Source organism: Vibrio sp. QJM3NY_35 (assembly GCF_057785915.1).
The window spans coordinates 1,799,741-1,821,587 of the sequence record NZ_CM173508.1 but is presented as its reverse complement, the minus strand read 5'-3'; the positions used below and the strand labels follow the sequence as shown (position 1 = coordinate 1,821,587).

Sequence of the window (21,847 nt, the reverse complement as noted above, 5' to 3'; positions counted from 1 at the left end):
ACTCTAACTGTGTGTGTTTATAAACATAATAGAGTCTTATTGACTTAAAAAAAAGGTCTTTATGACATTTTTATAAGATGAGTTTTGAGAAGAAAACCAGTAGTGACGGGGATTAATAAAGTTGGCACTGATTGTGCAAAAGATACAGCGAAGCCCAATTATAGCGCTGATTAAACAGACTATTCTTGATCTCAATCAATCAGGTGGCATTAATCAGGTTTCGCGATTTTTTGAAATGAAAACGAGTCAAAATAACTCAGTTTCTAAAAATAACTAAGGTTTCAGAAAATCGATAAGTCATTCTTAATTTTTAGTAGTCAAAATGACATATAGGTCATAAGGCTCAGTGTTCGGAGTAAATTCATGCTTAACAATGCACATATCGAAATCATCAAATCTACTATCCCTCTACTTGAGAGCGCAGGCCCAGCTTTAACTCAGCATTTTTATCAACGTATGTTCACGCATAACCCTGAGTTGAAAGATATCTTCAATATGACTCACCAAAGAACAGGTCGCCAAGGCGTAGCACTGTTTGAAGCTATCGCGGCATATGCAAAGAACATTGAAAATCTAGCAGCGTTAACAACAGCCGTTGAACGTATTGCTCAGAAACACACAAGCTTTAACATTCAACCAGAGCACTACCAAATTATTGGTTTGCACCTGATTGAGACATTGCGTGAACTCGCTGCTGACGCCTTTACTCCAGAAGTGGAAGAAGCATGGACAGCCGCTTACCTATTCTTGGCACAAGTATTCATCGATCGTGAAGCTGAACTTTACCTACAGCGTAAGCAAGCTGTTGGTGGTTGGGAAGCAGCGCGTGAGTTTGTGATTGCAGACAAGATCGAAGAGTCAGCGCTAGTAACTAGCTTTATCCTTAAGCCAAAAGACGGCGGTGAAGTTCTGGATTACACACCAGGTCAATACATTGGTATCGAAGTAAAACCGGAAGGCTCTCAATACAGTGAGATTCGTCAATACTCACTGTCTGATAAGCCAAACGGCAAGCAATACCGTATTTCTGTTAAACGTGAAGGACAAGGCCAAGAGACACAAGGCGTTGTATCTAACCACCTACACGATACGGTTGCTGTTGGTGATGAAGTTAGCCTATACGCACCAGCGGGTGACTTCATGTATCAAGAGCGCAGCAAGCCAGTAACGCTTATCTCTGCTGGTGTTGGTGTAACGCCAATGCAGTCTATGCTTGAGTTCCTAAACACGGAAGATAAAAACGAGCCAGTACTTTACCTTCACGCTTGTGAGAACGTAGGCCAACACTCTTTCACGACTCGTGTTAAAGATATTGTTGCCGACAAAGGTTGGGAAGCAAAAACTTGGTACATGAACAAAGACGAATCTGCATGTGAAAACACGCATCAAGGCCAAATGGATCTAGCGTCTATCTCTGATACTAAAGGCTTTGAAGAGAGCGATTTCTACATCTGTGGTCCTGTTGGTTTCATGAAGAACATCGTGGAACAACTAGGCGCACTTAACGTTGATCGTTCACGCGTTCACTACGAAGTATTCGGCCCTCACGCTAACTTCTAATAGTTCTCGAGAGTTCTATTAACACTCGCCTGATCTATTAAAAGCCTTGCCTATTCAAAAGGTCTCACATTGTGAGGCCTTTTTTGGTTTGGTTGGTTTTGTCTGACATCATCGACTACTGCAGAACACGATGGTTCAGCTAAGATCTTTTCGCTTCTATCTAAGAACGTTTAACCTTCTTAGACATGTAATCGGAATCAAAAAACTCAGGCCAGTACATTTTTACGTAACCGCCTGCAACCCAAATTACTAGGATGGTCGCGATGGTTAGCTCAAAGAAACCAAACTTGTGTAGCCAATACCATTGTGGGTATTCCGCGCCGAAAAATGTGGTTAGACGATGCATGGCAATAGCGCTGATCACGGATGGGAAGGTGACGGCAGCAATTGAAGGTTGGAACTTCAAACGCATTAGGCGGATGTAACACAAGTAAATCAATAGTGTCATGGTGATGGCAATGCCAGACAATGCGCCTGTTAGAATCGGGTCTGGGTTGTCGAAGTTAACCAAGTAAGCGGCTAAAGATAAGTTAACCGGAGCTGCCATGATAGCAAGTGTTGGTCTTGCTCGGCGAGGAAGATTGCCTTCGAACACCAAGCGGTACAACACCACTGGCAACATAAGGAAATAGATACCAATACAAGTGACCGCAAGTGTTTCTGAAAATACTGTGTGCCCGAACTGTGTGCCAGCTAAGGAACTGCTGATCAAACCGACCGGATACAGAAACCAACTCGGTACAATGTTCGACATTTTGAAGTTGATGATCTGAAAACTGAAGAACAACACCATCATGGTAAAGTGAAGCAATAGCGCGCAGAACCAAACTGGGTAGGCGATAGCTGGCGATATCTCGGCTAAATAGTCGCACAGAATCAGTAAAGCCATGCTCATTGGTGCCATCAAGCTTCCACTTAACGGGTGGCGAATATCATTAAGGAAGGTATTAAAGTTCGTTAAATAGCGCAGTAAAACAGGCAGCAATAATAGCGCGCCGAATGCAGCGAGGTAGGGACGAATTATCTCACCAATGCCCGGGATATATAATGCCCAAGCTTGTCCTAACCCAATAACGCCAAGTGCTAAAGACGCCTGAGATGGCGGCACATTTTTTACTTGGGTTAACCTTCTCCAGTTCAACGACTTACTCCGACTTAGTTAATTAAAGACTTTTAGATTATTTGCTTTAGTTAGAGTGTGTAGGTCTTTCATCAATAGATTTTGAGGGCACTCAACTAATTTTGAGTGGATGATACCAAGTTTAACGTTTGCTTTTTTGATTTTGATACGGAATCGGGAGATTAAGCACGTTGAATGTGTGCTTTTTTTTCATGAGTCATTTGTAATTAACGTACTTCCTCTTTCTGAGGGAGATCTTGTTGTCTTAGTTTTTCGTTTTTCAGCGTACGGTTAAGCAGTTGACTGTAAATTGGCTGCCCACCTAACATTTGAGCAATGATTACCGCACCTAAGCAGGTGATGATCAACGGCAGGATCAAGTAGTAGTTATTGGTCATTTCTATAACCAACAGAATACCAGTGATAGGCGCTCGAACGGTGGCGGCGAATAATGCTCCCATGCCAGCAATGGCAAACATACCCGGTTCAATATTCAGTTCAGGAAAGAATGCCGCTGCGATAAGCCCAAACGCGTAACCAAAGAGTGTTCCTAGCGCAAGCATTGGTGCAAAGATACCGCCTGGCGCACCAGAGCCGAAACAAAGCAGGGTTGTGAGGACTCGGCCTAAGAAAATCAACAACAACACATTGGCGCTGTAGCTGCCATTCGTGATGTTCGGGATGATACCAATACCACCACCAGTTAATTCAGGTATATAAAGTAGCAACAAGCCAAAACAACCACCAAGTAGGGTACCTGTCATCAAGTAGCGTTTACGGTCATTTTTGTGTATTGCCACAAACAGGTCTTGCGAAAGTGTAATCAGCTTATTGAAAATCACACCAAACAGGCCGAACAACACACCTAACAACAAGAATAACCACAGAGCATCCAGTTCAGGCGGTTGGTATTGAGGCATAGTGATAACGGCAGATTGTCCGTTGATTGATCGAAAAACGATGTTAGCTGAAACCGCTGAGATGATGACGGCTTTAATTGATATGAGAGAGTAGCGAAACTGTGGTCTCATCTCCTCGACTACAAACATGATGCCAGCCAGTGGTGCATTGAATGCGGCGGCTAAACCACCTGCGGCACCCGAAGCTAATAATGAGTGGCGAGTGTCGTCATCTTTGACTCGAAAGATATCGGTGACCATGCGACCAATACTGCCGCCCATTTGAACGGTTGGTCCTTCTCGACCTAAAACCATACCAGAACCTAATGCGCCCATGCCGCCAAAGAATTTCACAGGAAGTACTCGCCACCAACGAACAGGTCGCATCCCGTCCATCGCGCCTTCTATTTCAGGGATACCTGAGCCCGCAGCTTCTGGAGCGAAACGGTGAACGAGGAAATAGCCAATGAAAGCGAATGCAGCACTAATAAGGAAAGCTGCAAGCCAAAGTGGTAAATAGCTACCGATTTCATCTTTCAGCCAATCGGTACGAGTTTCTGTGATGAAATGAACCGCAACCTCGAAATAGGTGCCCACCACGCCAGCAAGGATACCGACAATGCAAGAAAGGAAAAGTACTGAAGCGGGTGTTTTGTCTCTAGAGAGAAATTGGTTGATAGCATCCCTTGGCATTTTTGCTAAAAGGGATTGCTTAATTCTCTCTCTATTGGTCATTTAAGTTTGGTTCCTGAGTTGATGCGGGGAGGGTCTTAGTAAATTATACGCCTCCTCTGCATATCCTATAGCAGCAAAGATGCAAAGTTGAATTTCATTTATGAAAGAAGTGTATTACATAAATGGAATGTATGGACAATATAGTGGAATCGCCGTCACAGTTTTGATCGATTCTCAGGTAGCAACTTGTATTACGCCAAAAATGAACCATAGTTAAATCGTAAAGCAACATAACGAACCGCAAGGAGAAGTGAGGTTTTACACACAATTTGGATGGATTCAGAAACAAAGTTTTTAGTTCCTCGTTAAATGTTCAGGTCGATATTTAAGGCTTCCTGATTCGCGAACTCACGATTGAGTAACGAGGGTGAGGCGTACTGACAAGTACGCCTTTAGTCCGTCTGGAGCATCCAAAATTCTGCTTTTCACTTCAATTATCTATTTATCTGCTCAAAGTCTTTACACTTCGTTAAGCACTGTATCTCTGTAAATCAGCCTAACCCTCTATTTAGTTAACCCATTCTTCTGCTCGCCAATCTGAGTATAAACAAGCGATTGGGGTCAACTTTTTGGTAATTGAGTATATACTCCCTTAAAAAGGAGAACTGATATGACTAAAAAAGTTCCTACAAACATCATTACGGGTTTTCTGGGTGTTGGTAAAACGACAGCCATTTTGAATCTGCTTAAAAACAAACCTGAGAATGAAAACTGGGCTGTTCTGGTTAATGAGTTCGGGGAAATCGGTATTGACGGTGCATTGATGACAGAGCAAGGCGCTTTAATTAAAGAAGTGCCGGGTGGCTGCATGTGTTGTACTGCGGGCGTGCCGATGTCGGTAGGTATTAATGCCTTACTTCGCCAAAAACCAGACCGTTTATTGATTGAGCCGACAGGGCTTGGTCACCCTAAACAAGTGATTGCGACACTGACTTCCGATCAGTACACGCCTTATGTTGATTTAAAAGCGACGCTTGGTTTGGTTGACCCACGAAATCTGTCTAATGAAAAGTACACCTCGAATCAGAATTTTAATGATCAACTAAATAGTGCAGATGTGATTCTTGGTACTAAGGTTGACCTTGTTCATTCTGAAGACATCGATGTGTTTAACGATTGGGTGACGGATCAAACGCCAGCAAAAGTCTTCCACAAGCTAATCCATGACGGTGAAGTGCCATTGGAAGTGTTAGACATTGAAAGAGTATACGGCAGTGCTTCCTCTCATATTGAAGCACATCATCACGATCACGCTGAACAAGAGCCTCAATTCCAACTTCCTCCCGGTGAAGCCTTCATCCGTAAAGAGAATAAAGGGCAGGGCTATTTCAGTTGTGGTTGGCTATTTGGTGCAGAGCATAAGTTCGACTTCGATGCGCTATTCTCAATGTTGTCGGATCTAACGGCTGAACGTGTAAAAGCCGTCGTGAACACCGACCAAGGTTGCTACGCATTCAATGTGGCGAATCAAGTCGTGTCTGTGAACGAAATTACGCTTGATGGCTTTGAGTCTCGTCTGGAAGTGATCGACTCGCAGTTAATGTCTTGGGACGATCTCGAGCAGATTCTACTCAAGCTGTGTGGCATCAAATAGCGCCATTTTTACTGTTTGAACTGATGATCTCGGTGTTTACTTCGTTGAAGGTGGGGTAAACACCAGATTAAATGAGAAAGTTTGCGTTATATCACGATAAATGTGAGATAAATCACTCTAATTACTTTATAGTGCTCGGCTGAAATAAGAATGTAGGCTGTCTGCTTAAGGAACCCGTAACAATGTCATTTTCCTCTCAAGGTTTTGCTCCTGAATTAGTCAAAGCGTTGACTGAGTGTGGTTATGAAAAACTCACTCCAATTCAACAAAAAGCGATTCCAATGGCTCGTAAAGGCCATGATATTTTTGCTACTGCTCAAACCGGTACGGGTAAAACAGCGGCATTTTCATTGCCTGTTATCCAACACCTTTTGAACAGCGGTAAAAAGGCGTCTAGAGGAACGGCTCGCGGCCTTATTCTTGCTCCAACTCGTGAGCTTGCTGCGCAGATCGCTCAAAACATTAAAGACTACGTTAAATACACGGATCTAAGCGTTTCTGCGGTTTACGGTGGTAACAAGATGTCTTCACAAGTTCGTCAACTAGAACTGGGTGTCGATATTCTGGTTGCAACGCCTGGCCGTTTAGAAGAGCACTTAGAAGCGGGTAACGTGTCTATTGCTAACCTAGAATTCTTAGTATTTGATGAAGCTGACCGTATCCTTGATATGGGCTTTATCAATGCCGTTCGCAAGATCATGTTGGATGTTGAGACCTCTCCACAAATCATGATGTTCTCTGCAACGACTTCAACTCAGTTAAACCAATTGTCTGTTGATATTCTACGTAAACCAAAACGTATCAGTGTTGAGCGTGAAAACTCAACGGCTGCAACTGTTGGTCACGTGGTTTACCCAGTGGATCAAGAACGTAAAACTGAACTGCTTTCTGAGCTTATTGGCCGTAAAAACTGGCGCCAAGTGCTTGTGTTCGTGAACTACAAAGAAACAGCGAACGATGTCGTTAAAGAGCTTAAGCTAGACGGTATTAAAGCGGTACTTTGTCACGGTGATAAAGCGCAAAGCGCTCGTCGTCGTGCTTTAGACGATTTTAAAGAAGGCAGAGCGCGTGTAATGGTAGCAACAGACGTTGCGGCTCGTGGTCTTGATATCGAAGACTTACCACACGTAATTAACTACGACATGCCTTTCCTAGCGGAAGATTACGTTCACCGTATTGGCCGTACAGGTCGTGCTGGTAAACAAGGTCACGCAATCTCTTTCGTTAATCGCGAAGAAGAGCTGACTGTTGTTCAAGTTGAAAAATTGATTCAACAGCGTATTCGCCGTGTTGAACAACCGGGTTATGAACCGAAGAAACGTGATGCTTACATTGAGAAGCTGAACACTAAATCGGCTTACAAAAACCGTCAGGGCCGTAAGAACAACGCGAACGAAGAGCCACAAGATCAAGCAAGTGCTGAACGTCGTTTGACTATGATGAAGCGAATTAAAAACCGTCGTAAGTAAAATTACGGTTGGTACTCAAAAAGAGCCACTGTATTGTGGCTCTTTTTCGTTGTGTCGCTAAATACAAGGTCGCTCCTTACAAAGACAACTCAACAAGCTGAACACTCAAATAAAAATAATTCGATAAGGTAATAATATGGATAGCGCGCTACTTTGGGCTTTTATTCCCACGTTTTTCTTTGTATCAATCACGCCCGGTATGTGTATGACTTTGGCTTTGACGCTAGGAATGAGTGTTGGATACAAGCGCACATTATGGATGATGATCGGTGAATTGGCTGGTGTCGCTGTGGTTTCTATTGCCGCGGTATTGGGTATCGCATCTATCATGCTGAACTACCCATGGCTGTTTACAGGCTTCAAGTTTGTGGGTGCAGGGTACTTGTTCTACTTGGGTGTTCAGATGTGGCGTTCAAGAGGAAAACTGGCGATCAGTACTGATAATCAAACAACCAAAGTCAGCAATGATTGGGACTTGGTTGTTCAAGGCTTTGTTACTGCGATTGCAAACCCGAAAGGCTGGGCGTTTATGATTTCTCTGCTGCCTCCATTTATCAACAGCAGTAAAGATTTAGCACCTCAGTTGATGATTCTGGTTTCTATTATCTTAGCTTCTGAATTTGTTTGCATGACTCTGTACGCGACAGGTGGAAAGAGCTTAAAACATATGCTGGGCAAAGCCGATAACGTTAAGTTAATGAACCGCATTGCGGGCACCTTGATGATGGGCGTAGGTGTGTGGTTGTTCGTGAGTTAACTGTGATTAACGGTATTGAGATTAACGAGAACGGGTAGAGAGATCCCCGACTCAGTCGTTCCTTCTTCTCGAGGGTGACGCGTACTTGGGATGATGACTACTTAGGATTACGGTGAGTTTTGAAAATTCGGATTCTTACTTAAACCGAAGAATGAAAAGAATATAAAAAGAGCGATAGGGCATTTAGCCTTATTGCTCTTTTTGATTTTACTTATCTAGCGAACAGAAACTAGATAGCAGTAAGATTGCTGATCTTAGCTAGATTTGCGTACTAAACCGCGATTTCACCGCCGTCTTCACGGCGAATCACAACAGTTGCTGCTCGAGGGCGAACGGACATTCCTGACGGAGTCTCTTCTGCTGCGTTGTCGCTGTATGGCCAATTACCGGGGTGTTGAATGTTTACAAACAGTGACTTGTAATCAGGACTAATCGTAAAGCCAGTTACCTCACATCCATTTGGACCGACAAAGAAACGCTTCAGTTGTGCTTGGTTATCAGCACCAATTACTGCACTGTTACCGTTGTCGTCTGTTAGTTTAGATGGAACCACTGCTAACATTTGGTCGTTGGTATAACTCGTCACTTCATCTGCGCCGTTATCCGTCTGAATCCATAATATGCCACGAGCATCGAATGCTAAGCCATCTGGGCTCGCGAACTGGTTCATATCAGTAAGGCCAGAACGGTTTGTGTCTGCATCGCTGTTGGCAGGCGAACCGAATACGAAAATATCCCAAGTGAAGTCTGTTGCAGCTTCACCTTCATCCCAACGGATAACATGGCCAAACTTGTTGTTCAAACGTGGATTTGCTGCGTTCGTTTCACTGGTACGTGCAGTGTTATTGGTAAGTGTTAAATATACAGAACCGGTGTATGGATCTACTGAACACCACTCTGGGCGATCCATTGGTGTTGCACCCACAAGGTCGGCTGCTCCAGCTGTATTTAAGATGATTTCAGCCAAAGAGTTGAAATTGTCTGCCAGAACTCCACCCGATAACGTTACGCTATCCAGTGTCAATGGTAGCCACGTGCCAGAGTTGTCTTCGTTGAAGCGCGCCACGTAAAGTGTGCCTTCATCCATGTATTTATCACCTGTTGCTAGTCGGTTTGATGGGCTACCATCTGCTGGATCCCAAGCGACAGCGGATTCGAATTTGTACAGGTACTCAAAACGAGAGTCGTGGCCTGAGTAGAAGACAACTGGCTGACCCTCTTCTAGCTTGCCAAAAGTGCAGCCTTCGTGACGGAAACGACCAAGCGCAGTACGTTTTTTCGCTCGAGCGTTCTCTGTGTAAGGGTCTATCTCAACAATATAGCCGTGGCCGTTTGCTTCGTTACGGTAATCATCTATTGAGCTTGTACCTGTAGGCTCTATGTTAAAGCGAGTGAATTCATCCAAGCGCTCTTCTGCATTGCCAGCCAATGTATCCCACAAGTAACGAGTGCTGGTATCGTCGATACCAATGCGGTCTTGTTCTTCAGTTCGAACGCCTGCATTAACAAAATAGCCGGGCCAGTTCTCTTCACATGTTAGATAAGTGCCCCAAGGGGTGAAACCATTACCACAGTTGTTTAATGTACCACGCGCTTGGCTGCCATCAGGGGAGAAACGAGTTACAGTAAGCGCGGTATGTGCGACTGGGCCAGACAAGTCCATTACAGTCGCGCCAGTGTAGCGGCGGTTGAGTGGATCGGTATCGACCAATTTCCACATGTTGTCTTCCAGTTGAATTCGGACAACTGACACGCCATGGGCATTAATTTCTTTACGTACTTCTTCAACAACAGTGCGGACGCCATCTTGTATGGTTTGGCCGCTAGGGTGCAAAGCATTCGTATCAATATATTCATGGTTAATACACAACAAGCCGTCTACGTTGCTGTCATTTAACGGGAAAAAGTGCATCCCGTCGTGGTGCATACCCAAGGAATTCAATTGCTCTTCGCTTGTGTTACTGCCGTCATCCTTCCATGCACTACCTTGTGCGTTGAGCGGTGTGCCCCATGGGACTAAAACTTGTGCTATGTAACCTTGAGGAACCGAAACAGCATCGGTTAGTGAGCCCGGAATTGAATCAAAATTTAGTACCGCACTAGAGACACCTGAACCATTACCTATTGAAGTATCAGGACTAGAAGAATTACATCCTGAAAGTCCAAATGCTCCGAACGCCGTCATTGCACTGATGCCGAGACCACCTTTCAAAACGTTTCTTCTTGATAGGTTAGCGTCGAGTACTTCTTCGAATGGTTTGTTTTTACTCTTATTGAAACGAGTGCTATCAAATGTTTCCTTGCTCATCTGTACTGCTTCCTATTGGCTGTAATTATTATGGGTTATTTTTAACTAGCTCGGTTATTAATCGATTGGTTAATAACTTGGGTCAATGTGTGAGTCATCCTGAAGCAGTTAAGTGACGTATTTTCATAAATTAGATTAAGCTTTTGTTTCTGTAGCACGATTTTTGCGATTAAGCGTGATGAGCAATACAAAACTCTTGGGAAATGAAGAGGAACTGTGTATAAGTGCTTTATTAAACGTAGAGAGAGCCTGTTATGAAATTAGATAAAATCGAAAACAAAAATCGCCGCCTTCGTAAGAAGTTATACCTAGGTGAATTCGCGATTCTGGGTTTTGAAGTAAGCTGCAAGACATCGATTGCTGATTTTGACCAATATGATGTGTTCATTGATGAGTTCATCGACTTCATCGACAGCATCGGTCTGTGTTTTGGTGGCGGCGGCCTTGAGCTGTTTGAAGGTTTCTTATGCTCAATTGAGCGCTACCGTTCAGTTACAGAAGCAGAACAACTGCAAGTTGCACAATGGCTTGAAGCTCGTGCTGAAGTAAGCAAAGTGGAAGTTAGCGAATTGATTGACGCAAACTACGCGTTCTAAATTGATTCTGTGTTGTTAGCTTAATTTGAAGGCCAAATACGGCTTAGGAAAGAGCAACAACAGGACGCCAGAATAAAGGCCGAATCGGTAAGTCGATTCGGCTTTTTTGCGTTTAATTCGCTCCACTTCTATTTATTACCTTCTTTTGTCCTCCTTCCTACGCAAATGATGAATTGATAGTTTTCGTTTAAATATAAGTACCTTATCGCTACTTTTATTTGCAGTAAGAAGTTTGGATAAACTTGTGAGAGTTTTATGAGAATTCAATGAAGTTGCTGATAGATTTGATCGCCATTCTTAGAGTCAACAACACCACAGTTCGTTCTGGCAAAGGTAACGGTATATCGCTGTTATTCGTTTTGTCGGCAACGATAGGACTCGATAAAGGATGGAATCAAAATGAATAAACGTACTCAAATCAGCTTAATGATCAGCTCGGCTATGTTGGCCTTTGGAGCGGCTCAAGTTCAGGCTGCTGAGCTTGAAGTCACTGTCACTAATGCAACGAAAGGGATCTACTTTACGCCTATCTTAGCGGCGGCTCATGACTCAAGCTTGTTCATGTTTAGAACGGGTGAAACGGCTTCTGCGGAACTAGAATCCATGGCCGAAGGTGGCGATATTTCAGGTTTATCTGGTGTCATTGCTAACGCAGGAGGCGTGGTGGTTGAGAATCCAGCGGCCGGAATCCTCAACCCGGGCGTCGCAACTACGTTTGATATCAGTACTGGTGATCTAGAGTACCTATCATTGGGTGCCATGCTACTGCCGACCAATGACGGCTTTGTTGGTCTAGATAGCTGGAAAATCCCAACTCAAGCGGGCACCTACAAAGTGACTCTAAATGGTTATGATGCGGGTACAGAGGCCAATGATGAGCTGGCGGGCAGCATGCCGAACCCTCCATTCATTACCTTTGGCGCTGGTGGTACAGGTGTAGAAACGGCAGTATCAAACGCTAAGGTTCATATTCATCCGGGTAACATTGGTGATAGTGATGCGGCGGGCGGCATCAGTGACCTCGATAGCAGCAGCCATCGTTGGTTAAACCCTGTTGCAACTATCACCATTGTTGTGAAGTAAGGGGGATGTATGAAAGCTAGAATTCTATTTATTGCTGCATCAGTAGCTGTGTTAGCAGGTTGTCCGGACGATGACGACGATTACTATCGCTATGATGTGAGTGTAACTAACCTCACTCCAAACCAGCCGATGTCGCCACTCGCGGTATTGACTCACAATAATAGCTTCAATCTGTTTGAAATCGGGCAAAGTGCCTCGGTCGATCTTGAATACTTGGCGGAAGGGGGCAGTAATGCACAATTGCTTGCGCTCAGTGACAGTGACGCCAATGTTTATCAAGGCATCTCAGGCAATGGACTGATTCTTTCAGGTGAGCAAGACACAGTCTCTATTCGTGTCGACCCAAATCAAGAAGGGTATATCTCCGTCGCTTCAATGTTGGTGAACACCAATGATGCGTTTGTCGGCGAATCCGGTTTATCGCTCAAGTCCTTGGCGGTGGGTGATACCTTTACCATGAACATGAATGTGTGGGATTCGGGAACTGAGCTGAACGATGAGCTTGCTGCAACGATTCCAGGACCAGCAGGCGGTGGTGAAGGGTTTAATACCACACGAGACGACACCGATGTGGTGAGTTTCCACTCTGGCGTAATTAGCCAAGATGACGGCCTTACGACTTCTACTTTAAGTGCCAATCATCGTTTCCTTAACCCCGGTGCAAGAATCACCATTACTCGAACTGAGTAACAGGGTCAAAGTACGATGAAAGAATTCCTGCTCTGTTCCGGTCAATTGAAAGGTGGGCAGACTCAGAATAGAGCAGGGATCATGAATAGTGCTGCGGTAAATTTGATGGCAAACATATTGTTGGTTGAAGACGATGATGACTTGGCTGAACTGGTGCAGATGCATCTTAAGTTCCAAGGGCATGACGTAATCAGAACCAATGTGATTGAAAAGGCTCAGGCGCTCTATAAAGATGGTCATTTCGATTTGATCGTACTGGATCGTGGCTTACCAGACGGTGACGGACTCGATTTCTGTCGAATGTTGCGTCAGCAAGAGGATTGGACGCCAGTACTCATGCTAACCGCAAGAGACGCAGAGTTAGATAAGGTGTCAGGCTTAGAAGCCGGTGTTGATGACTACATAACGAAACCTTTCAGCGTTCTTGAATTTCAAGCAAGAGTGAGGAACGTACTTCGCCGTTTAAGTCATGTCGAATCAGCCACTCAAGAGGTTGTGACAACAGAATCAATTATGAATTTTGGCGGGCTCACTATTCAACCTGAACGCCATCAGGTGTCACTCAATAATCAAGACGTACCGCTGACCGCTACCGAGTTTACCTTACTTCATTTCTTAGCAAACCGCCCGGGACGTGTGTATAGCAAAGACGAGCTGCTCGATCATGTTTGGAATACTCATCACTCTGGCTATCACCATACCGTGTGTAGCACAGTCAACCGTCTAAGAACCAAGCTTGCGATGCCGAATAGTGATGATGATTTCATTAAAACCGTTTGGGGTGTTGGTTATAAGTTTGAGTCAAAAGCTTAGGTCTATGTGTCGCGTCCGAAGTTTACTAAAAAGCCAGTAACACCTAAGAGTCATCGAGGAGAGAACATGAGTTTCAAATCGCGTTTAGTTTTGTTCACCAGTTTGTGGTTTCTGCTCGTGAGTGTGGTGATTGCTTACACCTATCATTGGCAAAAAGAGACTATAGAACAAAGAACTAAGCAGAGCCTACACAAAGAGCTCGCCGTTCATATGCGCGACGATAATCCTCTGATGATTGGTACCGACTACAACCCTAAAGCGCTCAAATCCATATTCCACACCTTGATGTTGATAGGGCCAGATTTCGATATCTATTTCCTCGACAGTCAGGGCAAAATTACGACTCATGCTGCGCCGGAAGGCACTGTGTTAGCCAACCAGATAGACTTAGCGCCCATTCAACAGTTTTTAAAGGACGAGCCTTATCCCATTCTGGGGGAAGATCCGATCAATCCCGGGGCTCGTAAGGTGTTTTCTGTGGCAGCGATTGAAGAGCTAGGTTCGACCGTTGGCTATCTTTACGTTTTGATTGGCAGTAATCGTCACACTGTGATTGCCAATTCGCAGGTCGACACGCCATACATCGCGCTCGCGGGGCTCATGCTGATCTCTATCTTAGGTTTTGCGGTTGGGGCTTATCTGTTGGTCAAACGTAGCCTGTTAAACCCAATAGAAGCAGTAACTAACAAGTTGCAACAGCAAGCAGACCAAGATTTTCGATTGGATCCGAACTTCATTCATCAAGTACCAGAATTGGTGCCGATTGCACGCTCGTATCAGTTGATGGCGAAGCACATTCAACAGCAATTTTTGCAACTTGAATATCAGTCATCACACCGAAGACAAAGCTTATTACAGCTCAGTCATGATTTGAAAACGCCATTGTCGAGTGTGTTGGGTTATTTGGAAACGTGGAAGATTCAAAACCCGCAATCAGACCCGTTAATTGACGTTGCTTACCGTAATGGCAACAAGTTGTCTGAACAACTCCATTCGCTGCTAGATAGCGCCAAGAATGATAATCCAGTTCCCACCTATCGATACGCATCGATAGATTTGAATGGGTTGCTTAGCGAGTGCTTAGAAACGATTCAGAGTCAGTACCGCCATAAAGATGTCGAACTTAAGGTTGATATACCTGATGGAGTAAAAGCAGCTGGTGACAGTGATTTGCTTGAGAGATTGATTTTGAACCTGTTAGATAATGCATTGAGGCATAGTCCAAGTGGCACCGCGGTGTCGTTAGATGTTGGTTTTAAAGCGGATCCAAAACGGGTGAAGGTGGTGATTCATAATGAGGTTGAACAGGAAGCGCCGAATGGTTCGTTAGGTATCGGCACTAAAATCGCGCAGTCGATACTGATGTTACATCACAGCGTGCTAGAAACAACAAAGGCAGAGAACTCCTTTCAGCAAAGCTTTTACTTGCCTTCGCTATAGCTCTGTCTGCCTTCGGTTTAGCTTGATGTGTTCTTACGTAGAACTAACGCTAAGCGTCTTTACTGTCTTCGTTGCCTTCGTTCACTTTCGCGTAGAAGTGAAGCAGCTCAGTTAATTCTTTAACCCAGCCAAACGCATCTTTAGGTGCGTTTTTTAAGATCTTCTCAACTTTCTCACAGTGCACTTCGATTGCGATTGCTTCTTCAAGGTTGAAAGAGATCGAGTAGAAGTGCCAAAGCAGTAGGCGAGTCATACGCTCGATGTTCTGTTGCGAGTTATCTGACTCTGAGAAGGCTAGGTTCACTTCACCAAGCGCGATAGCGGTCATTCGAAGCATTGCGTCAAATTTCGCTGATTGCATGCGTTCTTCGCTGGTGACTTCTTCTTGCTCGAACGTAAATAATTCCGTCATTGCATCTTCAGGAACAAGGCGATGAATCATTCTTAAACTAAATTCTTCTAGTTCATGGCGAGGCATGGTAATTAAGCAATTTAAGGTGTAGTCGCGTTGCATGGTGTTCTCTTGGATCTGCAAAAAGGTCGGACAGTTTAATGGAGAAGCGAGTTTAGAAAAAGCAGATTTTAGATAAGCCTACGTTTGTAGGCTTATCTGTGTACTACAAGTCCTAAAATCGATGCTTAGGGGAACTGTATTTAGGTTTGAACGCAGTATCAGGCTTTGCTGTGGCTTGGCGGTTGGTACTGCATGGACTGATCGTTTCTCATGAATATGTTGCTCGCGACCAAACTGCCGATGCAAATAGAACCAAGGGCGAGCCAAGTCATCGCATCTGGAATCTCGTTAAAGAGCGGGATCGCCAACAAGGTTGCTACAGCGGGTGTTGCACTGCCAAAAGCGGCAGAGCGTTCAGCCCCTAAGGTATTAACCGCATAAAGGTAAGTGAACGCCGCGATTAAACCCGCCCCAACGCCTTGCACTGCTGAATGAACGGCAAGCTCCGTGAAGGGCCAATTATCGATTGGTGTGTCCATTAGGTGGCTTGGGAGGGTTTCAGTCAGGATTAGGACGAGTAACAGTAAAGTAGAACAGAGAGAAATAAAACCGGCACTGACTAACGCATTAAGATTAGCAACACGGGCTGAGATGGTGAACATCGCCCACATTAAGCTTCCGCATAAAAACAACAAATGACCTTTGGTGTATTCAAAGTTGAAGCTGCTTAAGCTACTCCCTAAAAACAACAGTATGCCGAGCAAAACCAAGCATAAACCGATAACACGGTGTCGGCTGAGTGGCTGCTTAAAAAAGAGTACCGCAATTCCTGTGACAAACAGAGGGAGCGTGCCCGGAACAAGAGCACTGCCATGTGATACTGGAACAAACTGCATCGCCGTTCCTGCAACAAGCAAATAAGGCAACCCGCTACCCACAAACATACCCGTTAGATATCGTTTAGGGACGACGGCAATCGCGATGCGTGCTTTCCACACCAAAGGTAATAACACCAAAGCCGGTATGAGAAATCTTGTGAGAGCGATATCGGCAGGTGTTAAATCTGAATTTGCACCGCCTTTAAGAGACAGGAAAAAGCTCGCCCAAATGAGTAGGGTGACAGTAATAGATAAGTAGCCAAGATTCATAATATTGAAGGAGAGTGGGTGATGACTCATTATGGAATAGTTGTTGTGCCACAGGTTGGCAATTTTTGGCCTAACTTGAACTATCGTTGATGATTTCTGCTAAAATTCACCAAATAATTAACGGATTTAACTAATGTTTGGCATTTGCTATGGATAGAATTAATAGACATCTTCTCGAACTGCTACAAAAAGATGGCAGGTTAACCACGGCTGAACTTGCTGATGAAGTTGGGTTATCACCTTCGCCTTGTGCAAGACGAGTCAAAAGGCTAGAAGAAAAGGGCATTATTGACGGTTATCGTGTGAGCTTGTCACGAGAACAAGTCGGCATCGCAATGAGTGTGTTTGTTGAAGTGAGCCTAAACAACCACCAAGAAGTGTCGATTGATAAGTTTGAAGCGGCCATTGTAGAGATGGAGGAGGTGATCAGTTGCCACGTCGTATCTGGGGCTTATGACTATTTGCTAGAAGTGGTTAGCCCGAACTTGATGGCCTACGAGGCATTTACAAGAAAACTTCAAAGGCTCTCTAACGTGAAAGACATTCATACTCACCTTGCGATTAGACAAGTAAAAGGCAATGCACCACTGCCAATTTATACCGATTAAGCCAAACTCTGAGCAATAACACGAAGGCAGAATGAGCTGAAAACGAAATGGTTTGACCTTGAAGTAGAAGCTCGGTCAATATCAAAACTCATTGATAAATTGTCAGGCTTTAGGCAATAAAAAACGGAGCACCTCGTGAAAGGTACTCCGTATATGATAGGTGCAAAACTTAGTGATACTTAAAGTTAGAGATTGAACAATCCCCAGTTTGTGCATTAATTCTGAATGAAAAAGCATGTGAATGATAATCCACGCCGTCATTCCAAATTGTCTCTCCAAATATCTTACATAGCTCTAGCTCACTTACTGAACCGAACTCTTCCATGTGTTTAGCTACAGATAAAAGTTTACCTCTTATCTCTGCAGTCCATTCCGTGTTACTCAAGCAGTTGAAAGCCATAGTCTTTTGCATATTACCTAGCCAAAATGTTTCTTGTTATTAAGTTATATGAAGATTCATGATAACAATTTTCTGGCGTTTGTAAATCTATTTTGTGATGAATATCTCACATACTCGCTTGCATTGGTCGGAAATTGAACTTCATTGTTGATAGATAGCACATTACTTTTACAACCTATTGATAAAGCTTTGATTAACGAGTTCTTAGAATATTATGAATGGGATTGAGCATATTTATCGGAAAAGTCCAGTCGAACGAGTGAGAGAATCTAATGGTGATTTCAGTTTGACGCATCGTTTACTGGTTGGTTTATGTGGCGCGCTTCATCAATCATCGTCGCTTCTCTGCGGTATTTTGAAGACAGCTGACGGAATTTTTCACTGAGTGTATGGAGATCTCGGGAGAGTGATTGTGAGCTTTGTACGTGCACCTTTGCGCTTTCTGCCTGGCGCGGGAGTTTTGCTTTGGTGCAGTGTTTGGCGACGGCTTTCCATGAATACGCTAGAGATTGAGCGCCTTCAAGTTCTGTAGACACAACATATGCCTGTTGTAACAAAACCTCAGAGACGTCATACGCGGTATTCATATGACTATTGAGCTGCACATTAAACCTTTCTTCGTACTTTGCCCAAAGATCAATGATCTGCTTTTCATTAAAGTGTTTAGATAATAATGTTTGTGATTCATAGGTTGAGAGAACTTGGTTGAACTCTTTGGTGTACTGATTATAGCGACCTTCAAAAGAGAGCTGACGATCCAGCAGCATTTGCCAGTTTTCACGGTCACAATGATTCGCTAGAGCGACATTGGCACTCAAAGTTACGCTTACAATGATAACCTTCCCCCAAAAACTCATGACTTTCCTCTACTTACCGTGCGCTCTATTGAGAGTATAGATGAGCAGCTGCATGAGTTGATGTACACTTGAGACATACCTATAACGGAACAGCTGGTGGATTTGATGAAAAAAGCGCTGATCGCTTTACTTGTGTTGTTGATATTGGGCGGAGGGGGAGGAGCGGCATACTACTTCTTGGTCATGAATAAAGACCCAATCCCACAAGAGAAAACGGAAGAGCCGGCGTTAGAAGCTACCGAGCAATCTGAATCTGACCTCGTACCCATCATGGATCTTCAGCCTGAACCAGAGCAGACGGAATTTTACGTTTTGGAGAGAAAACTAGAAGTGGTCGAGCAACCTGAAATTGATGGCTTGATAACAGATTATCTCTATAAAGGGGAAAAGGTTGAGGTACTCGAGAAGCAGGGCGAATGGGCTCGTATCTCAGACTATATTGTCCTTAAAGATGGCGGCCCACAGACGGCGGAATGGGTCTCTATGTCAGGCTTATCGAATGATGAAGTCATTATTTCGGAAAAAGAAAGCAAAGAGATATTGGATTCCTATTTGGTTAAGTCTGATGATCTCAAGATCCATCAAGAAAAATTCCGTAATTCGGTGGCTAAACTGATCTCTGAAGGGGAGTGTGCCCCAAGTGATTTTGAAGAATTGGGCGGATGGGTGAAATCTGTTAAGTACAGCAATCGAGATGTTTATTTTATTTATTGTGGTGGGTTATCCCTTGAAAACAAAATTTATTTTGATGTAAATACAAATGAAATATTTACGAAGTAAGATCCCACGCTCTATTTAATAATGCTATTTACTAAAGCCCACTCATAGGTTGAGTGGGCTTTTTTGTCTATTCATAATGTTCATCCTCCCCATTTAGAACGTTAATTATATCGAAGGTTATATAGAATAATTAGGAACTATTTATTAATGGCTAATAAGAGTTTTGTTATTATTCTCGTGATCAATCATTTCAAGTTCCCACATTGCATTCTTCTTGAAACAAGCTGAGATATATAGGTTTATCTCATATTAACAAAGACTTACCATCTTGATGATAAAAGTGAAATTAAATAAACCTTATTAATATCAGAGTCTTGCGTTAATTTACATGTGCGTAACATTTCATTAATTTTGGGATGTAAGTCTAATTTTTAATCATAATACGAAAATATTTTATATTTGTAATAATACTTTTTGATTTTGAGTTGTAGGGTTTAATTAAAGCAAAACGTAAAGTTTAATTATCAACTAAGACATTATCTTATTAACATCATTGTTATTTAATTGCTTGTAAGGGATGGAACCATTAATGAAAAAGCTTGCTTTAATTACAGGGTCAAAAGGCGGTATCGGCTCAGCTATTTCCTCTAAATTAGTTGCAGACGGCTATCGTGTTATCGCGACTTATTTTACTGGAAATTACCAATGTGCCTTGGATTGGTTTAACGAAAAACAATTCACCGAAGATCAAGTGAGATTGTTTGAATTAGATGTTACCAATACTGCGGAATGTGCGCTGAGCTTAAGCAAGTTGTTAGAAGAAGAAGGCACGGTGGATGTACTAGTCAATAACGCAGGTATTACACGTGATAGCGTCTTTAAAAAGATGGATGCCGAAGCGTGGAAAGACGTGATTGAAACAAACCTAAACAGTCTGTTCAACGTGACTCAACCTTTGTTCGCTCCTATGTGTGAGAAAGGTAACTGCCGTGTAATCAACATCTCTTCCGTCAATGGTCTTAAAGGTCAATTTGGACAAACTAACTACTCAGCAGCGAAAGCTGGAATGATTGGTTTCTCTAAAGCTTTGGCTGCGGAAGGCGCTCGTAGCGGCGTAACCGTGAACGTGATTGCCCCTGGCTACACAGCAACTCCTATGGTTGAGCAAATGAAGCCTGAAGTACTGGATTCAATCAAGAACCAAATTCCGATGAAACGCTTAGCAACACCTGTTGAAATTGCAGCCGCAGTGGGCTTTTTAGCGAGTGAATCTGGCGCGTACATTACAGGCGAGACATTGTCTGTGAATGGCGGCTTGTACATGCACTAATTGGCAAAACTGAAGGGATTGGAATGATGGAAAAAGTATTTATTGTTGCGGCTAAGCGCACGCCTATTGGTGCATTTACCGGGTCGCTAAAAAACGTATCTGCGGGCGAACTGGCTGGCGTTGCGATCAAAGGCGCACTTGAGTCTGTCGATCTTTCGTTAGATGCGATTGATGAAGTAATCGTCGGCAACGTGATTTCGGCAGGTCAAGGCATGGGGGTTGCTCGTCAGGCTTCCATCTATGCAGGGCTTCCTGAAGAAACACCAGCATACGGTGTGAACATGATTTGCGGAAGCGGCATGAAATCAGTGATGGACGCAGCGGCGCACATCAAAGCACAAGATGCTGAAGTGGTTATTGCTGCTGGCGTTGAAGTGATGTCCCAAATTCCTTTTGTGGTACCAGCGAGCGTTCGTAATGGTCACAAAATGGGTGACATCTCAATGAAAGACTTACTGGTTGGTGATGGCTTAACCGATGCGTTTAATCATTACCACATGGGCATGACCGCTGAGAATATCGCGAACACGCTGAATATTTCGCGCCTAGCTCAAGATAACTATGCCTTAGAAAGCCAACAAAAAGCCGTTGCTGCGATTGAGGCGGGTAAGTTTAACGAGCAAATCGTGCCTGTAGAAGTTAAGCAGCGCAGACAAACCGTCACTTTTGATACCGATGAGTATCCGAAGTCAGACGCGACATTCGAAGGTCTGCAAAAGCTCCGTCCAGCTTTTGACCGTGAAGGGTCTGTCACGGCGGGTAATGCTTCGGGCATCAATGATGGTTCGAGTGCAATTATCTTAGCCTCAGAGAGTGCAGTAGCGAAATACGGACTGACACCACTGGTAGAGCTAACGAGCTACGCACAGTCTGGATTAGATCCAAAGATCATGGGTTTAGGCCCAGTAGAAGCCGTTTCTAAAACGCTTGATAAGGCAAATCTCACTCTAGAAGAAGTAGATTTGTTTGAATTGAATGAAGCGTTTGCAGCACAAGCTCTTGGCGTAATGTACCAATTGTCAGAGCAGCATGACTTACCGCTTGATGAGTTCAAGCCAAAGGTCAATGTGAACGGTGGTGCAATCGCACTTGGCCATCCTTTAGGTGCGTCAGGCAATCGAATTATTGTTTCACTCATCCATGAAATGCTTGAACAGAAAACGACTTATGGCGTTGCTTCACTCTGTGTGGGTGGAGGAATGGGAACCGCTGTTTTGCTAAAAGGTATTGAAGGTTAGAGCCTGATATATCGGTAGCAAGCTTAAA

General features: G+C 43.8%; 21 protein-coding genes. 14 read left to right on the top strand and 7 right to left on the bottom strand.

Going from position 1 to position 21,847, the window contains the following annotated elements; genetic code table 11:
- Positions 1-363: 363 nt before the first annotated feature.
- Positions 364-1,560, top strand: coding sequence for an NO-inducible flavohemoprotein (hmpA, locus tag AC3CH3_RS23350; RefSeq protein ID WP_488538572.1), 1,197 nt, complete (start codon positions 364-366; stop codon positions 1,558-1,560).
- Positions 1,561-1,720: 160 nt separating this feature from the next.
- Here the strand turns inward: hmpA and AC3CH3_RS23345 are convergent, their stop codons facing one another.
- Entirely contained in the window at positions 1,721-2,701 is a 981-nt protein-coding gene (locus tag AC3CH3_RS23345; RefSeq protein ID WP_181949899.1) for a TDT family transporter, read from the bottom strand.
- A gap of 206 nt (positions 2,702-2,907) precedes the next feature.
- Positions 2,908-4,314, bottom strand: coding sequence for a H(+)/Cl(-) exchange transporter ClcA (clcA, locus tag AC3CH3_RS23340; protein WP_488538571.1), 1,407 nt, complete (start codon positions 4,312-4,314; stop codon positions 2,908-2,910).
- A gap of 610 nt (positions 4,315-4,924) precedes the next feature.
- Here clcA and AC3CH3_RS23335 point away from each other — a divergent pair.
- The 3 genes from AC3CH3_RS23335 to AC3CH3_RS23325 all read left to right on the top strand — a co-directional run bounded on the left by AC3CH3_RS23335 (position 4,925) and on the right by AC3CH3_RS23325 (position 8,134).
- On the top strand, positions 4,925-5,908 hold the full coding sequence (locus AC3CH3_RS23335) for a CobW family GTP-binding protein (RefSeq protein ID WP_488538570.1): 984 nt from the start codon (positions 4,925-4,927) through the stop codon (positions 5,906-5,908).
- A 182-nt stretch (positions 5,909-6,090) separates the two neighbouring features.
- On the top strand, positions 6,091-7,377 hold the full coding sequence (locus AC3CH3_RS23330) for a DEAD/DEAH box helicase (protein WP_019821956.1): 1,287 nt from the start codon (positions 6,091-6,093) through the stop codon (positions 7,375-7,377).
- Between the two features lie 136 nt (positions 7,378-7,513).
- On the top strand, positions 7,514-8,134 hold the full coding sequence (locus tag AC3CH3_RS23325; protein ID WP_019821954.1) for a LysE family translocator: 621 nt from the start codon (positions 7,514-7,516) through the stop codon (positions 8,132-8,134).
- 271 nt (positions 8,135-8,405) lie between these two features.
- On the opposite strand, the gene AC3CH3_RS23320 is transcribed toward AC3CH3_RS23325, so the two are convergent.
- Complete coding sequence (locus tag AC3CH3_RS23320) at positions 8,406-10,442, bottom strand: PhoX family protein (RefSeq protein ID WP_488538569.1); 2,037 nt, start codon at positions 10,440-10,442, stop codon at positions 8,406-8,408.
- A 254-nt stretch (positions 10,443-10,696) separates the two neighbouring features.
- Between AC3CH3_RS23320 and AC3CH3_RS23315 the strand changes: the two genes are divergently transcribed.
- The 6 genes from AC3CH3_RS23315 to AC3CH3_RS23290 all read left to right on the top strand — a co-directional run bounded on the left by AC3CH3_RS23315 (position 10,697) and on the right by AC3CH3_RS23290 (position 15,064).
- Positions 10,697-11,038, top strand: a complete 342-nt coding sequence (locus tag AC3CH3_RS23315) for a YggL 50S ribosome-binding family protein (RefSeq protein WP_048606344.1) — start codon at positions 10,697-10,699, stop codon at positions 11,036-11,038.
- A gap of 266 nt (positions 11,039-11,304) precedes the next feature.
- Positions 11,305-11,445, top strand: coding sequence for a hypothetical protein (locus AC3CH3_RS23310; RefSeq protein ID WP_164091087.1), 141 nt, complete (start codon positions 11,305-11,307; stop codon positions 11,443-11,445).
- Positions 11,438-12,121 (top strand): spondin domain-containing protein, encoded by a 684-nt coding sequence (locus AC3CH3_RS23305; protein WP_488538568.1) that lies wholly within the window; start codon positions 11,438-11,440, stop codon positions 12,119-12,121. Before AC3CH3_RS23310 ends, AC3CH3_RS23305 begins: the two co-directional genes overlap by 8 nt.
- A 9-nt stretch (positions 12,122-12,130) precedes the next feature.
- Complete coding sequence (locus AC3CH3_RS23300) at positions 12,131-12,811, top strand: spondin domain-containing protein (protein ID WP_019821946.1); 681 nt, start codon at positions 12,131-12,133, stop codon at positions 12,809-12,811.
- Positions 12,812-12,892: 81 nt separating this feature from the next.
- Positions 12,893-13,624, top strand: coding sequence for a response regulator transcription factor (locus tag AC3CH3_RS23295; protein ID WP_061038192.1), 732 nt, complete (start codon positions 12,893-12,895; stop codon positions 13,622-13,624).
- 66 nt (positions 13,625-13,690) lie between these two features.
- Positions 13,691-15,064, top strand: a complete 1,374-nt coding sequence (locus tag AC3CH3_RS23290; protein ID WP_019821942.1) for a sensor histidine kinase — start codon at positions 13,691-13,693, stop codon at positions 15,062-15,064.
- Between the two features lie 49 nt (positions 15,065-15,113).
- Here the strand turns inward: AC3CH3_RS23290 and AC3CH3_RS23285 are convergent, their stop codons facing one another.
- Positions 15,114-15,578, bottom strand: coding sequence for a hypothetical protein (locus AC3CH3_RS23285; protein ID WP_017062624.1), 465 nt, complete (start codon positions 15,576-15,578; stop codon positions 15,114-15,116).
- A 158-nt stretch (positions 15,579-15,736) separates the two neighbouring features.
- Positions 15,737-16,666 carry a DMT family transporter gene (locus tag AC3CH3_RS23280; protein ID WP_488539093.1) on the bottom strand — a complete coding sequence of 310 codons (930 nt, stop codon included), beginning with the start codon at positions 16,664-16,666 and terminating at the stop codon, positions 15,737-15,739.
- Between the two features lie 149 nt (positions 16,667-16,815).
- Here AC3CH3_RS23280 and AC3CH3_RS23275 point away from each other — a divergent pair, with 149 nt between their 5' ends.
- Complete coding sequence (locus tag AC3CH3_RS23275; RefSeq protein WP_488538567.1) at positions 16,816-17,274, top strand: Lrp/AsnC family transcriptional regulator; 459 nt, start codon at positions 16,816-16,818, stop codon at positions 17,272-17,274.
- 169 nt (positions 17,275-17,443) lie between these two features.
- Here the strand turns inward: AC3CH3_RS23275 and AC3CH3_RS23270 are convergent, their stop codons facing one another.
- Both AC3CH3_RS23270 and AC3CH3_RS23265 read right to left on the bottom strand, forming a co-directional pair.
- Positions 17,444-17,686: a hypothetical protein gene (locus tag AC3CH3_RS23270; RefSeq protein WP_017062621.1), complete on the bottom strand. Its 243-nt coding sequence runs from the start codon at positions 17,684-17,686 to the stop codon at positions 17,444-17,446.
- Positions 17,687-17,955: 269 nt separating this feature from the next.
- Entirely contained in the window at positions 17,956-18,531 is a 576-nt protein-coding gene (locus AC3CH3_RS23265; RefSeq protein ID WP_488538566.1) for a hypothetical protein, read from the bottom strand.
- Positions 18,532-18,627: 96 nt separating this feature from the next.
- Here AC3CH3_RS23265 and AC3CH3_RS23260 point away from each other — a divergent pair, with 96 nt between their 5' ends.
- The 3 genes from AC3CH3_RS23260 (at position 18,628) to AC3CH3_RS23250 (ending at position 21,819) form a co-directional block, all read left to right on the top strand.
- Entirely contained in the window at positions 18,628-19,311 is a 684-nt protein-coding gene (locus AC3CH3_RS23260; RefSeq protein ID WP_488538565.1) for an SH3 domain-containing protein, read from the top strand.
- A gap of 529 nt (positions 19,312-19,840) precedes the next feature.
- Entirely contained in the window at positions 19,841-20,581 is a 741-nt protein-coding gene (locus tag AC3CH3_RS23255; protein ID WP_019824425.1) for an SDR family oxidoreductase, read from the top strand.
- A gap of 26 nt (positions 20,582-20,607) precedes the next feature.
- Positions 20,608-21,819 (top strand): acetyl-CoA C-acetyltransferase, encoded by a 1,212-nt coding sequence (locus tag AC3CH3_RS23250; RefSeq protein ID WP_488539092.1) that lies wholly within the window; start codon positions 20,608-20,610, stop codon positions 21,817-21,819.
- Positions 21,820-21,847: the final 28 nt, after the last annotated feature.

What these genes read in the sequence shown, in the direction of transcription:
- AC3CH3_RS23330 (WP_019821956.1), top strand. Translation starts at nt 6,091, where the DNA reads ATGTCATTTTCCTCTCAAGGTTTTGCTCCTGAATTAGTCAAAGCGTTG.
- AC3CH3_RS23265 (WP_488538566.1), bottom strand. Translation starts at nt 18,531, where the DNA reads ATGAGTTTTTGGGGGAAGGTTATCATTGTAAGCGTAACTTTGAGTGCC.
- AC3CH3_RS23320 (WP_488538569.1), bottom strand. Translation starts at nt 10,442, where the DNA reads ATGAGCAAGGAAACATTTGATAGCACTCGTTTCAATAAGAGTAAAAAC.
- AC3CH3_RS23300 (WP_019821946.1), top strand. Translation starts at nt 12,131, where the DNA reads ATGAAAGCTAGAATTCTATTTATTGCTGCATCAGTAGCTGTGTTAGCA.
- AC3CH3_RS23285 (WP_017062624.1), bottom strand. Translation starts at nt 15,578, where the DNA reads ATGCAACGCGACTACACCTTAAATTGCTTAATTACCATGCCTCGCCAT.
- AC3CH3_RS23275 (WP_488538567.1), top strand. Translation starts at nt 16,816, where the DNA reads ATGGATAGAATTAATAGACATCTTCTCGAACTGCTACAAAAAGATGGC.
- AC3CH3_RS23250 (WP_488539092.1), top strand. Translation starts at nt 20,608, where the DNA reads ATGGAAAAAGTATTTATTGTTGCGGCTAAGCGCACGCCTATTGGTGCA.
- AC3CH3_RS23325 (WP_019821954.1), top strand. Translation starts at nt 7,514, where the DNA reads ATGGATAGCGCGCTACTTTGGGCTTTTATTCCCACGTTTTTCTTTGTA.
- AC3CH3_RS23280 (WP_488539093.1), bottom strand. Translation starts at nt 16,666, where the DNA reads ATGAATCTTGGCTACTTATCTATTACTGTCACCCTACTCATTTGGGCG.
- AC3CH3_RS23310 (WP_164091087.1), top strand. Translation starts at nt 11,305, where the DNA reads ATGAAGTTGCTGATAGATTTGATCGCCATTCTTAGAGTCAACAACACC.
- AC3CH3_RS23315 (WP_048606344.1), top strand. Translation starts at nt 10,697, where the DNA reads ATGAAATTAGATAAAATCGAAAACAAAAATCGCCGCCTTCGTAAGAAG.
- AC3CH3_RS23305 (WP_488538568.1), top strand. Translation starts at nt 11,438, where the DNA reads ATGAATAAACGTACTCAAATCAGCTTAATGATCAGCTCGGCTATGTTG.
- AC3CH3_RS23295 (WP_061038192.1), top strand. Translation starts at nt 12,893, where the DNA reads ATGAATAGTGCTGCGGTAAATTTGATGGCAAACATATTGTTGGTTGAA.
- AC3CH3_RS23270 (WP_017062621.1), bottom strand. Translation starts at nt 17,686, where the DNA reads ATGCAAAAGACTATGGCTTTCAACTGCTTGAGTAACACGGAATGGACT.
- AC3CH3_RS23255 (WP_019824425.1), top strand. Translation starts at nt 19,841, where the DNA reads ATGAAAAAGCTTGCTTTAATTACAGGGTCAAAAGGCGGTATCGGCTCA.
- hmpA (WP_488538572.1), top strand. Translation starts at nt 364, where the DNA reads ATGCTTAACAATGCACATATCGAAATCATCAAATCTACTATCCCTCTA.
- clcA (WP_488538571.1), bottom strand. Translation starts at nt 4,314, where the DNA reads ATGACCAATAGAGAGAGAATTAAGCAATCCCTTTTAGCAAAAATGCCA.
- AC3CH3_RS23290 (WP_019821942.1), top strand. Translation starts at nt 13,691, where the DNA reads ATGAGTTTCAAATCGCGTTTAGTTTTGTTCACCAGTTTGTGGTTTCTG.
- AC3CH3_RS23335 (WP_488538570.1), top strand. Translation starts at nt 4,925, where the DNA reads ATGACTAAAAAAGTTCCTACAAACATCATTACGGGTTTTCTGGGTGTT.